The following is an 11,771-nucleotide window of genomic DNA, read 5'->3' as shown; positions in this document are numbered from 1 at the left end:
GTTAGACCGGTTGCACAGTTTTCATCCGACGTGCGTCGGCGAAGTCCACGATGGCCACCTGAATGTCACCGCCGTTGCCGGCCGTGCGCTGCTGCACCTCGACTTTCTCTCGTTCCTCTGTGGTGTAGGCCGCATACTCTTCCAGGCTTACTTCGGTCGCGTAGACTTTGGCACGGGAACCCAACGCGATAAACACCTCTTTGTATTTGCGTCGTGGATCCAGATCCCGGTTCACGGATAGGATCAGCTGCTTCTGTTTGTCGGAGAGACCCAGTAACTGCCGAACCTCCTCAAACCGGTGTTGATACTTGGACTGATCAAGCAGGATTTTGCAATCCGAGTTGTTGATGATGGCATCCTTGACGATGGTATTGCCAATGATATCATCTATTTCCTGGGTGACCACCAGCGCTTCGCCAAAGTGCTTTCTGACGGTTTTAAACAGGTATTTGATATAATCTGCCATGGAGTCCTTGGCAATCGCTTTCCAGGCCTCTTCAATGACCATCATTTTGCGGATTCCTTTCAGCCGGCGCATCTTGGCCACGAAGGTTTCCATGATGATGAGTGTCACCACCGGAAACAGGATCGGGTGATCCTTGATGTTATCCAGCTCGAAAACCACAAACCGCTTATTGAGCAGGTCAACGTTCATCGTCGAGTTGAGCAGGTAGTCATACTTGCCGCCCTTATAAAATGGCTGCATGGTGATGATAAACTGATCAATGTCGAAATACCGGGCTTCGTATTTCTTTTCGGCCAGGTACGCCCGAAATCCGTCTTCAGCATTGCAGTATTCATAAAAGCCATTAAACGATGCCTCGGCCAGCCCTTTGCGAACCCGCTTGATAAACTCCTCTACCGCATCACCTAAGGCGACCTCTTCGGTCCGGGAAAAGCTTTCGTTTTCTTTCTTCCACAGCGTCAGCAGCAGCGTATTAATGGAGGTAATTTTGTCGATGGTATAGACACCATCTTCGACGTAGAAGGGATTGAAGGTAATAGGCTTGTTCTCCTCATACGTTAGATACACCCCATCTTTGCCACGGGTTTTTCGCTGAATCAAATCGCACAGTCCCCGATAGCTGTGTCCCACATCGACCAGCAGAATATGCGTATCCTGTTCGTAATACTGACGCACCAGGTGATTCATAAAAAACGACTTGCCCGATCCGGACGGACCAATCACAAACTTGTTGCGGTTGGTCACCCAGCCTTTTTCCATTGGTTCGTCGGAGAGGTCCACCCAAACCGGTTTGCCATGCCGGTCGCAGAGCCGGATGCCAAAGGGTGACAATGACGACTGGTAGGCAGACTCCAGATTGAAGAAGCATACCGCCTGCTCGGCAAAGGTGTAAAAGGTTTCGTCGAACGGTAGGTCACCGGCGTTACCCGGCATTCCGGCCCACAGTAACCGTGCGGCATCCATCGTATTCTGTTTGGGTAAACAGTCCAACTGCGCGATCGCCGAGGAAGTGCGGGCCCGGAGGAAATCCAGTTGCTCCGGTTTTTCAGTCCACACCATCACGTTAAAATGCGCCCGGCAAACGGTGCGCTGCTGCTGAATGGCCTCCTGGATGTAGCGGGTAGTCCAGTCCCGGTTTATTCCATTCTCACTGGAGAACTGAGAGAGGGAGTTCAGATTGCGAGCAGTCTGTTCGAACTCCCGCAGCACGGTCTGTGCTTCATCCAGACAGATGTACTGATTGTAAACGTGATTGCAGGGCAACATCAGCCCCACCGGCAACACATTCCCTACAGCGAACTGGGTGCTATCCGAAGACAGGGGCCCGTAACCGGCCATCACATCAACCGCCTGTGGAAGCGTCTCAGCGTCCGATATCGTAAAGCATAAAACATCTTTAGATCCGATGCGCACCCGGCCGTCGATGTCCCAGTCTTCGAGAATGACTTTCTGGCTACCGTCGGGCTGGAGCCGGAAATAATTCGGAATAATCCCTTTATCCCCTTTCCCACTAACCAACTCCTCATCCATCAGCCGGTCCGCTTTGATACCCCCATCGAGCAATATCCGTTCAAACTGGCTCACTGTATCAAAAAAAGGTTGCAGTTCGCGGGGAATGATCTGCTCTTTGGGTACCAGCCGCCGGCGCGTCAGACTATGCATGTTGCTTTTCTGTTTTTGGCGCGACCGGGGCAGCTTACTGATGAACAGGTAGCAAACGTGATTCAGATAAGGCCGCTCGACAAAGTGACGCTGAAAGGCTTGTGTCAGAAAGCTGTCTTCGCCCTGATCGTGGCTGGCCTGATACTTTTCTTCGGTAAACCAATCCTGTTTATGGATGATGGTGCCCACCGGCAGGAGCTTAATGGCTTTAACCAGAGCCCCGTGCAGTTGCCGGTAATCCTCGGCCGACTGGGTAAATATCTCCGGAAGGTGAAGCCGAAAGCCGACAGTGATATCGGCCATTTTGGAGACGATGCAATTATTCTCGACGGCCAACAAGGGCAGCGCCATTTCGAGACTTCGGGCGTTTAGTTTCACGGAGCGTAGCAAATGGTTTGGCGGATGAAATCAGAATTGCCTTTGGTTGATTCCGGGTCGCTTCCAGTTTCAGCAGACCCGACACGCCGTACTTAGCCGATAGCCGCATGCAGTACCAAACCCCACCCAGAATACAACTCATTGTAATCGCAGTAACCAGGTAGGTGTTGAGACCTAAAAACCCGTAGAGGACCAGAGCCAGTAGCAAGCTGCCAATAACAATGCCTGCTGCCAGGTACAGATACGTACCCTTTAGTCCCCGAAACTCTACGGGCTTACCAATGCCTTTGTTGATTTCGAGCATTAGCCGAAGAAGCTTGTCAGAATGGTACCGACCGCCACCAGGAACAATGCTGCGCCAAACCAGCTCATCACCGCTTTCATAGTATCCGGATCACCGTTATGAAATTTGCTGTAGACCCGGACGGCTCCCACCAGGCCAATAACTACGCCTAAAGCCAGCACGATCGTTTGTGCCGATGTGGCGTAACTCCGAATTGTTGTCGCCGTTGTGCTCAGCGCACCGGCTCCGTTGCCGGCACCCGGCTGAGCGAGCACTAATCCATTAACACCCATCAGGCACAGCGCCATGGCTGCCCGAAGAACCGAAGTTTTCATACGATTGCACATAAGGAAATAGGGTTGAAATAGTAAATTAAGCTTCCGATAATTGTAAATATGCATTTTATGCATCTAAAGTAATGTTAAAAAAACTATTACTGTATATTACCTCGAATAAAATATTCAAAATCTACAATTAACAATTCAATAAATTGATTAACAGCTATTTATGTTAATTAACATTTCACATATTAAGATGATAAAAAATTAAATGAATGTATGATTAAAAAACTTAAATCTTTGAAAATATTGTAGTAAAATTTAATGTAAATACATATAAATGCATAATTAGCTAATATATATTATATAAAATGCAGAATGTGTTACTTTTGACAGAAAATAAAAAAGGCCAGACTATTTAGTCTGGCCTAAGAACTTCCGGGAACGGTATGTTTAGACGGATTCAGCAAAAAGTTCGTCCAAATAATCCCACCGCCGGATTATGGGCTGAGTTCGCCGTTGGCGTCCAGGCCGAACGGGTTCATTGACATCTTGTATCAAATCCTTTAACACTGGATCCTGCGTATGGATCGGGGGCCGGGTCGGGTTTTGCCAGGCGACCACCAGCCGGTAAGCAATGAAGGCCAGTGCCGGCGGTATCCAGACAATGCTGCGGATCTGCAGCAGTAGTACCAGACCGGTCAGCAGCAGCGTGCCTCCCCATAGCAGGGCGAATCGCACACGGACCTGATTCCACCAGATAAAGCGGGAGCCCTGGTAGGTATGCTCATCGTAGGCAATCAGGACCTGTAGCAAGGTCCTGGCCAGACCGTGCAGGTTCATCTGAACCAGCGAACCAATCAGGTCTTCCGACCATCTGGCTAGCCGCAGCGTCAGCCGGTAACCGATAAAGAGCAGACTGGCAAATAGAGCCAGTACGGCAATTCCCCAGAAATCGAGTGTCATCAGGTTCATGACAGTTAGCGTTTAAAGGGCATATCACCCAGAATGTCGAGGCCTAGCTGATTATTCAGCACCTTGGCTATGCGGGCCGCCGGCTTATCCTCCGGATTGACCGGAGAGAGTCCACCCTGCTCATTAGTCGTTAACCGCTGAGCAGCACTGATGAGCTCGTCGACGGATTGCTCCTGCGGGTTCTCGCCAGCTACGGCCATGGGTAATCCGAAGATATCTTCGGTACCGGCAACAGCCGGGCCGCTCATGTCGATGTCTTCGGATTCGGTCCAGGCTTCCTGCCGATGCGCCTGCCCAGCCTGGCTGGGCGCTCCCTGAACCGGTTGGTCAGTCGCGCCGGCGGCTGGCGTTGACCCATCAGCCTCTGCGGGAGCTTCGTCGCTATAGCCGGTTACCGGGTAAAGGCTGCGGCTACCCTCCTCCTCATCGGAATCAGTCACGGCCTGGGCCGGTGACGTAGGTTGTTTTCGATTGGTTAGCCACTCCCGGATATCCTGCCGGTAATATTTCCACAGCACGTAACCGTAGTATGGGAGTGCCAGCAGCAGGATGAATTTGACAAAATCCCACCATGAATATTGACTGAGCATAACTTAGGCTCCTTTCTGTTTATCACGTTCGAACGCCTGACGGTAAGGCTCCAGCAGATTATACAACACGACCGTCATCGGTTTACCGTGGATGTAACTTAGATCCCGCATGAGCTTATGGTGCTCATCTGTCAGCATGATCATCTTCGTGCAGCGCAAATCGGCCGGCACAGGCTGGTTAACCATCCCAGTCAGATCCATCGGCGCTGACGACCGGCGCGTACGCTCAGGCCTGGATTTAGCAGCAGTGGGCACTTCGGTTGCCGGCTGCTCTTCCACCGCCGGCGTTGACTGGATAGCATCAGGTGTTGCTTCTGTTTCAACTACTGGAGCTGGCTCCACAGTCGGCGTAGAAATCGGTACTTTGGCTTCCTGCTGGACAGGCGCTACGACCGGAGGCATTGCCGGCAGGAGCCCATTGGCTAGTTTGCTGGCTCGATCGGTAATGTTTTGTTTGGCAACAGTGGATAGTCGGCTCTTAGTCATTTTCTACGGGTGTTGAAAGGGTGGAAACCGGAAGCAGGCTTTCTATTTCGGTGAAAAGATCCTTCAGTCCTGAGTTACGCAGGTACTGGGTAGGCATTGGAAACAGGGTTGAGCGGTTAGCGGAGTCCTGATAAGAGTCCCGCTGAGGTATCCGGCTCTGCAAACAGGTAAACCCGAACTGCTTAAAGCGCTCCTCCAGCATGTCCACCAGAACACCATCCCGAGAGTCCTTGTACTTGTTCCAGACTACTCGGCAACGATCGACCGGCAGCAGGTCAACCTGCCGAATGGCCATCAGGTAACTGAATCCCGTGGTGACCGAGAATTCAGACGTCTCCATCGGTACCAACAGGTAGTCGACTTTGCTCAGCGCCGTCTCGTAGCCCTCCACGTCGATGTTACCCGGCAGATCAATCAGCACCAAACGAACGTCGGCCGGTATCTGCTGAAGCATCTGCGGCACCCCGGCCGGCTCTCCACGAAGGATCGGGTACGGGTCCACATCCTGGCGATTAAACCGCTCTTTGGTTTCTTCGTCGAGCTGCTCGGTTTCCCGAACGCGCAGGTTATAGACCGACAACTGAGAGCTGTCCACGTCGAGAATGGCAACAGGTATATGCCGGCGGTAATGCAGCCAGGAAGCTACCAGAACAGATAAGGTGGTTTTTCCCATGCCCCCTTTCTGGGTAGCGAAAGCGAGGACAACAGGCGGGCCGGAATAGGCCCCTTCAGCCAATGGCTGGGAGGTAGGTGTTGACATGAAGAGGTTGCTTTTGAATATAAGGGCAATTATAAAAATATCTTTCAAACTATAAAACTAGAGACCTTTAATTTCATAGGCTTTTATAAATAAAGTCTTATAAGTCTATATAGAACTAAAGACATAAAGGTCTATAGGTGTTTAGATATAAGTATCTATAGACCTCAGCACCTGTAGGCTCATAATCATAAAGACGTATGCACCAGTATGATTATAGGGTTTTAGAGATTACCTCAATTGACTCATCTGTCAACTATGAACCTATAGGCTTATAAGCTTATAGGTTCAAGCATTTGAAGTCTTCATTCTTCATAGACCTATAGACTCATAGAATTATAGGTTTATAGCCCTATGAGTTTATAGGCTCATGGAATGGAACGTGTACTAACACCTTTTGTTGGGCTAGAAACCTATAAGACTTTAGTCCTATAGCTTTATAACCGTCTTTTTAGGCGACAATCATCCGGTACACAGACGATAAAAAGTTTGCGTGGCCGCAAAAGCAAAAGCAAGATGTGTTTTTGTCATGACAAAAACCGGAGTCCATCCCCTGATGGGCTTGAACCTGCGGGCCTCCGAAGTCGGTCCGCTTAAACCCAAATCACGTATGGAAAAGAAACATTACCGGGGTGGAGCACCCCAGAAGCCAGAGCAGGAAAAACGCGACCGGTTCGTTCAGGTCCGCTTTCGACATGATGAATATAAGGAACTCGAAAAGCTGAAATCAAAAACGGCAACGCCGAATATGTCCACCTTTATCCGCTTTGTTTGCCTGGAAAAACCGCTGCCCATGAAGACCGAAACGGAGACCTATCAGGACGTCGCTCTGTCGTTAATGCGTGAAATGCGGAATGATTTGTTACGCATTGGCGTCAACATAAATCAGTCTTCCCGGCGCATTAACAGCACGACAGACTACCACGATTTGCAGCGGGAAGTGTCCGCGATAACGACCAGAATTCAGGAGATGGAAGCGCAGTTCCGGCAGATGATGAGCGCTGTTTGTGGCACAAACCATTCCATTAATCAGCCAGTCTATGATTACCAGGATTAGCAGTGGCGGCTCGCCGGGGGGAGCCGTTTTTTACAACGAGCAGAAGGTTGGAAAAGGAGAGGCCCAGCGCCTGGCCGTCCGAAACTTCGAAGGTATTCGGCTGTCGAGCGAACAGCTCACGCCGGCCATGGTTGCCGGCAAACTTGAAGACCGGGCATCCCTGAGCGAACGGGTAAAGCTACCAACGTTTCATGTAAGCCTGGCGCTGGCGAAAGGGGAGGTGGTGCCACCCGAAGACCTGCTGGCAATCGCGGACCAATACATGCTGGGCATGGGATACGGCCGTCAGCCCTACGCCGTCTATCAGCACCACGATACCGAGCACCCGCACATACACATTGTCTCGGTCCGGGTAGACGAAACCGGCAAGAAAATTTCGGATAAGTTCGAGCGGGAAAAGTCGAACACCCTTCGACAGCAGATTGAAAAAGACTTTGGCTTGCAGATTGCCGAGCAGGCTGCTCTACGACCGCAGCGGGCAGAGCTCCGACCGGTACACTACGGCGAAGGTGACCTGAAACGAGACATCTCTAACGTGGTACAGGGCATTCTGAAAGACTTTCGCTTCAGCACTTTTGCCCAGTATAACCAGCTGCTCAAGATTTTTAACGTCCAGGCTGTTGAGGTTACATTGGAGGGTGGCAAAAGGGGATTGAAGTACTCGGCCATTGATAAGGAAGGCAAGCCCGTCGGACCGGCCATGAAAGCCAGCAGCCTGCCTTACCGACCAACCTGGGAAACCGTGGAGCGACGGATGAACGCCGGCAAGAAAATCAAAGGGGACCAAGTGGCCAGCCTCCGCCGGCTAGTTGGTCTCAGGCTCGACGAGAGCCGCTCTTGGGGAGACTTTCACCGGAAGCTTCAGAGGCTGGGGATGGCGATCCTGCCACATCAGGGAGCCTATGGAAATTTGTTCGGCGTCAGTTTTCTGGATACCAAACGCCGGACGATCTACACCGGTAGCGAGCTGGGTAAAGATTATACTGCCAACAACTTAAAAATAGCGCTTGGAGAACCCTATGAGCCGCGCCCAACAAAAGACACAGCCAGTCAGGAGATAGCGCCTAACGCGCCAAACCTGGCCCAAAAGAAAGCCGAATCCAACCAGGAGACAACCATTCCGACGCATAACGGCCTGATCTGGGAAATGCTGCGGGCACTCAACGCAGAGGAGAACAGCCAGAGTAGTGAACAAGACTTGAAACGAATGCTCAAAAAATCACGACAAAAACCCAGACTATCATGAGAGACGAACGACGTGAACTCAACAAACAACAGGAGATGCTACTGTGGGCAGGCTTGGCCATGCTGGCGCTGCACTTCTACGTAGAGCTCCACTCTTTCTTTGCCGGTTACGGCTTTGCCTCACCCGTATCGGACCAAATTTTGGGGAAGGTAACGACTAACTCCAAACTTTTCGCCACACCCTGGACCCTGAAGTTACTAGCTGGAGCCTGCATCGGAGCCTACGGCACGGCTAGCCGGGGTATAAAGTCGACCAGCCTGAGGGGTTCTCAGGTGATCCGGGCAATTGGCATCGGGCTGACGCTCTATCTGGGCAGTACGCTGATGCTTCGCCAGAACAGCGCCTGGCTGCTGGCAAGAATGGACCTGACGGCCGTCAGCGGCCTGTACCTGGTGGCCAGCCTCGCCGGCATGCTGTATTTGTTAAAGGGGACACAAGGCATTAACCGGCTCCTGGGATTTACGTTGGGGGGTGATGTCTTCAATCAGGAAAATGAAACCTTTCCGCAAGAGGAACGTAAACTGGATAACGAGTACTCCGTAAACCTGCCAACCCAATATACCTACCAGGGCAAAACCCGCAGCGGCTGGATTAACCTGTCGGCCCCCTTCCGGGGTACTCTGGTCACGGGTACGCCCGGATCGGGAAAGTCCTTCGGCATTATCAACAGCGTCATCCGTCAGCACATCGCTAAAGGCTTTTCCATGTACGTGTATGATTATAAATTTCCAACGCTATCGCTGGTAGCCTTTAACGCCATGCTCCGCCATCAGAAAAAGCTGCCGGCAGGCATTCAGTTTTACTGCATCAATTTTGACGACCCCAGAAAATCGCACCGGTGCAACCCGCTCCATCCGGATTACCTACCCCGTATCGACCACGCCTTTCAAAGTGCCCGCACGGTGCTGCTGAATCTCAACAAAACGTGGATCACCAAACAGGGCGAATATTTTATAGAATCGCCGATTAACTACGTCACGGCGCTAATCTGGTTTTTACGTCAATACGATAAAGGGCAGTACTGCACTTTTCCACACCTGGTAGAGCTCGTCAGCCGTAACTATCGGGAACTGCTGCCGATCCTGATGGACCGGCCTGACATTGCCGCCTATATGGCTCCTTTTGCGTCGGCCTATCAGGGGGGAGCCATGGACCAGTTGGAAGGGCAGATTTCCTCGGCTCAGATTGGGCTGGCAAGGTTAGCGAGCCCGGCCCTTTACTGGACCATGAGCGGGAACGACTTCAAACTTGACATTAATAATCCCAAAGCGCCCAAAATTCTTTGCCTGGGTAACAATGGTGAACTGGAAGATACCTACGGTGCAGCACTTGGCCTGTTCAACTTCCGGATACTGAGTTTGATTAACAAAGAAGGGCAACATCCTTCATCAATTGTCGTCGATGAGTTGCCAACCATCTATTTTAAAGGGATTGCCAAGCTGATTGCCACCGGCCGCAGCAACCGGGTAGCCGTCACTATCGGCATGCAGGATTACTCCCAGCTGGAGAAAGATTATGGTAAGATAGAGGCCGATTCTATTAAAAACACCTGCGGCAACGTCATCAGTGGCCAGGTGACGGGTCAGACGGCCGAAGCCATGCAGAACCGGTTAGGCAAAAATGTGCAGCGCAAGCAAAGTCTCAACATTCAATCGGAAGATACTAGTCATGGCATTTCGACGGAGTTGAATTTTATGGCTCCGGCTGCTAAAATCGGCATGCTCTCTCAGGGCTGGGTAGTAGGCGTTGTAGCCGATAATGCCGGTCAGGAAAGTGAGCGCAAAGCCTTTCACGCCCGGGTGACCATTGACGAAGCCGACTTCAAAAGCGAACAAAGGGTTCGGGAGTTACCCAACTTTACTAATTTTACCCCCCACGATTCGGGATTGGATACAAAAGTCCACGCTAATTACTTGAAAATTAAAGAGGATATTGCCAATCTTGTTCAATCGGAACTTGAACGCCTTACTATTAAATACAAGAAATGATCGAAGATCTGGTAGCACAAAGATTAGTTAGTCTCCGCGCACACCTGAGCGAGCGCCTGAAAACAAACCTGACGCTTCAGGATATTTCCGACAAGGCAGGTATCCCGATCTACAAAATGCAGCGTCTGGAAAATGGAAAAGGCAGTTGGGAAACCCTGATCAATGTGCTGACTTTTTATCGATCCCAAGGTTATAATCTCGATTGGATTCTACTGTCCGACAATAGCAGCGCCCCCATGGTACTCCCCTCGGGGAATGACCTGCTGTTGATTAGCAACAAGGTTTTGACATTCAGTAAGCGCCTGCAGGATGAGTACCATGAGTTAAGCGAGCAGCTTCGTCAGATGGGCTATATGCCCCTCGACGATAAAATTATTCCACCGGCCGAATCCGAGACACCGATTCCGTCCGAGTTCGACCTACATTAATTTGGTCTGAGTGTACCAGAACACGAGAGTCCACCCAAAGGGGCTCTTTTTTATTGCCCTTTTATCGCCCGACCAATCAATACCAGCATCGCGCTGTGAGGTTATATTAGTAACCCTAACAACTACAATATGCTACTTGTGTATCTTCTTTGAAACAAAAATGCATAATGTGTATTTACGAAAAACGAATTCATTACATTTACCGAAGTAGTCATTTATCTCTAATTCAATCTGCGTGTAACTATGGAACAGTCAGTACAGTACGCCCGCCAGCAGGCTGACGGACTCGACAACATCGCCCCCACGCCCCTACAGGGGCAGCAGGCCTGGCAATTTGCGCAAAGCGATAATTTTTTGAGTGTCGAAGAAGCTGCGGCCGTTATGCGCCGGCAGTTGGAGCCCTACCAGGCTCAGATCGAAGCGAAACTAGCTCAATTAGGCTATCCTCCGGAGCATCTGGCAAAACTTCCTGAGCTTAAGGAAGCCCTGTACAGCGGACGGCAGACCGAACTGGCCACCATCTGGTTAACTGATGAACTGAAAATGGAAGGTCGTCTGCGCATTGTATTGACTGAAAATGGACCGGACATTCGCATCACGCCGGCGCTGCGTAACCTGACAATTCCGGATGAAGTAGGAGGTGTGAAGCTGTCGGAAAGGGAGAAAAAAGAGCTGGTTGAGGAGGGTGCCTTATCCCGGCCACTGTTACTGGCCGATAAAGGGGATTATGTGCCAACTTACCTGCGGGTGGATCCACAGACCAACACGGTAGAACTGTGGCGGCTGCGGCCGGAAATGCTACCGACCAAGCTACTGGGTATTGACCTGACGCGGGATCAGCAGATGCAATTGGCCAACGGGCATGCGATCCGGCTGAGTGGCCTGCTGGATAAGCAAGGCGAGTCCTTCACGGCAATGGTCAGCATCTCAGCCGCCCAGAAAGAACTTCAGTTTTCCGACATCAGCCCGTTGGGTGTTCAGTTACAACCGGATCAGCGGTACGGGGAACAACTGGCCCAGAACAACGAAGGTGCCAAGACTGACCTAACCAGGAGTCAGGAAGTGGCCACCGGCCAAACAACTGTCAGCCATTTTCAGCGGGAGCAGATGCAGCGATTAGTAGAGGAGAAGCCCGATCAGAAAGTATCAAACACCACTAAACACCACATCGGGTAAT

12 protein-coding genes are annotated in these 11,771 nt (G+C 51.1%); 5 read left to right on the top strand and 7 right to left on the bottom strand.

The genetic code is table 11. From position 1 onward, the window contains the following. Position 1: 1 nt before the first annotated feature. The 7 genes from ABD931_RS26985 to ABD931_RS26955 all read right to left on the bottom strand — a co-directional run bounded on the left by ABD931_RS26985 (position 2) and on the right by ABD931_RS26955 (position 5,878). Positions 2-2,506 carry a TraG family conjugative transposon ATPase gene (locus ABD931_RS26985; RefSeq protein ID WP_440590450.1) on the bottom strand — a complete coding sequence of 835 codons (2,505 nt, stop codon included), beginning with the start codon at positions 2,504-2,506 and terminating at the stop codon, positions 2-4. Continuing rightward, positions 2,448-2,810: a DUF4133 domain-containing protein gene (locus ABD931_RS26980; protein WP_345271150.1), complete on the bottom strand. Its 363-nt coding sequence runs from the start codon at positions 2,808-2,810 to the stop codon at positions 2,448-2,450. Before ABD931_RS26980 ends, ABD931_RS26985 begins: the two co-directional genes overlap by 59 nt. Further along, complete coding sequence (locus tag ABD931_RS26975; protein ID WP_345271149.1) at positions 2,810-3,124, bottom strand: DUF4134 domain-containing protein; 315 nt, start codon at positions 3,122-3,124, stop codon at positions 2,810-2,812. Before ABD931_RS26975 ends, ABD931_RS26980 begins: the two co-directional genes overlap by 1 nt. 396 nt (positions 3,125-3,520) lie before the next feature. Then, positions 3,521-4,042 (bottom strand): hypothetical protein, encoded by a 522-nt coding sequence (locus ABD931_RS26970; RefSeq protein WP_345271148.1) that lies wholly within the window; start codon positions 4,040-4,042, stop codon positions 3,521-3,523. A 5-nt stretch (positions 4,043-4,047) separates the two neighbouring features. After that, positions 4,048-4,632 carry a hypothetical protein gene (locus ABD931_RS26965; protein WP_345271147.1) on the bottom strand — a complete coding sequence of 195 codons (585 nt, stop codon included), beginning with the start codon at positions 4,630-4,632 and terminating at the stop codon, positions 4,048-4,050. A 3-nt stretch (positions 4,633-4,635) separates the two neighbouring features. Continuing rightward, positions 4,636-5,118: a hypothetical protein gene (locus ABD931_RS26960; protein ID WP_345271146.1), complete on the bottom strand. Its 483-nt coding sequence runs from the start codon at positions 5,116-5,118 to the stop codon at positions 4,636-4,638. Further along, positions 5,111-5,878 carry a ParA family protein gene (locus ABD931_RS26955; RefSeq protein ID WP_345271145.1) on the bottom strand — a complete coding sequence of 256 codons (768 nt, stop codon included), beginning with the start codon at positions 5,876-5,878 and terminating at the stop codon, positions 5,111-5,113. The genes ABD931_RS26960 and ABD931_RS26955 overlap by 8 nt, the downstream gene beginning before the upstream one ends. Before the next feature lie 607 nt (positions 5,879-6,485). Between ABD931_RS26955 and ABD931_RS26950 the strand changes: the two genes are divergently transcribed. From ABD931_RS26950 to ABD931_RS26930, 5 genes are all read left to right on the top strand, one after another. Continuing rightward, positions 6,486-6,932, top strand: a complete 447-nt coding sequence (locus ABD931_RS26950; RefSeq protein ID WP_345271144.1) for a plasmid mobilization protein — start codon at positions 6,486-6,488, stop codon at positions 6,930-6,932. Then, positions 6,916-8,178, top strand: a complete 1,263-nt coding sequence (locus tag ABD931_RS26945; RefSeq protein WP_345271143.1) for a relaxase/mobilization nuclease domain-containing protein — start codon at positions 6,916-6,918, stop codon at positions 8,176-8,178. The genes ABD931_RS26950 and ABD931_RS26945 overlap by 17 nt, the downstream gene beginning before the upstream one ends. Then, entirely contained in the window at positions 8,175-10,166 is a 1,992-nt protein-coding gene (locus ABD931_RS26940; protein ID WP_345271142.1) for a YWFCY domain-containing protein, read from the top strand. Before ABD931_RS26945 ends, ABD931_RS26940 begins: the two co-directional genes overlap by 4 nt. Then, on the top strand, positions 10,163-10,594 hold the full coding sequence (locus tag ABD931_RS26935) for a hypothetical protein (protein WP_345271141.1): 432 nt from the start codon (positions 10,163-10,165) through the stop codon (positions 10,592-10,594). Before ABD931_RS26940 ends, ABD931_RS26935 begins: the two co-directional genes overlap by 4 nt. A gap of 243 nt (positions 10,595-10,837) precedes the next feature. Then, positions 10,838-11,770, top strand: coding sequence for a DUF3945 domain-containing protein (locus tag ABD931_RS26930; RefSeq protein ID WP_345271140.1), 933 nt, complete (start codon positions 10,838-10,840; stop codon positions 11,768-11,770). The last annotated feature ends 1 nt before the right edge of the window (position 11,771 follow it).

The sequence above is a fragment of the Nibrella viscosa genome, assembly GCF_039541875.1.
GTDB classification, from domain to species: Bacteria; Bacteroidota; Bacteroidia; order Cytophagales; family Spirosomataceae; genus Nibrella; species Nibrella viscosa.
Note: the sequence above shows the minus strand (reverse complement) of the source record. Positions and strands in the feature narration are given on the sequence as shown.

Excerpts from the sequence above, each read along its gene's own strand:
- ABD931_RS26960 (WP_345271146.1), bottom strand. The coding sequence starts at position 5,118 with ATGACTAAGAGCCGACTATCCACTGTTGCCAAACAAAACATTACCGAT.
- ABD931_RS26970 (WP_345271148.1), bottom strand. The coding sequence starts at position 4,042 with ATGAACCTGATGACACTCGATTTCTGGGGAATTGCCGTACTGGCTCTA.
- ABD931_RS26930 (WP_345271140.1), top strand. The coding sequence starts at position 10,838 with ATGGAACAGTCAGTACAGTACGCCCGCCAGCAGGCTGACGGACTCGAC.
- ABD931_RS26955 (WP_345271145.1), bottom strand. The coding sequence starts at position 5,878 with ATGTCAACACCTACCTCCCAGCCATTGGCTGAAGGGGCCTATTCCGGC.
- ABD931_RS26975 (WP_345271149.1), bottom strand. The coding sequence starts at position 3,124 with ATGAAAACTTCGGTTCTTCGGGCAGCCATGGCGCTGTGCCTGATGGGT.
- ABD931_RS26945 (WP_345271143.1), top strand. The coding sequence starts at position 6,916 with ATGATTACCAGGATTAGCAGTGGCGGCTCGCCGGGGGGAGCCGTTTTT.
- ABD931_RS26965 (WP_345271147.1), bottom strand. The coding sequence starts at position 4,632 with ATGCTCAGTCAATATTCATGGTGGGATTTTGTCAAATTCATCCTGCTG.
- ABD931_RS26950 (WP_345271144.1), top strand. The coding sequence starts at position 6,486 with ATGGAAAAGAAACATTACCGGGGTGGAGCACCCCAGAAGCCAGAGCAG.
- ABD931_RS26980 (WP_345271150.1), bottom strand. The coding sequence starts at position 2,810 with ATGCTCGAAATCAACAAAGGCATTGGTAAGCCCGTAGAGTTTCGGGGA.
- ABD931_RS26935 (WP_345271141.1), top strand. The coding sequence starts at position 10,163 with ATGATCGAAGATCTGGTAGCACAAAGATTAGTTAGTCTCCGCGCACAC.
- ABD931_RS26940 (WP_345271142.1), top strand. The coding sequence starts at position 8,175 with ATGAGAGACGAACGACGTGAACTCAACAAACAACAGGAGATGCTACTG.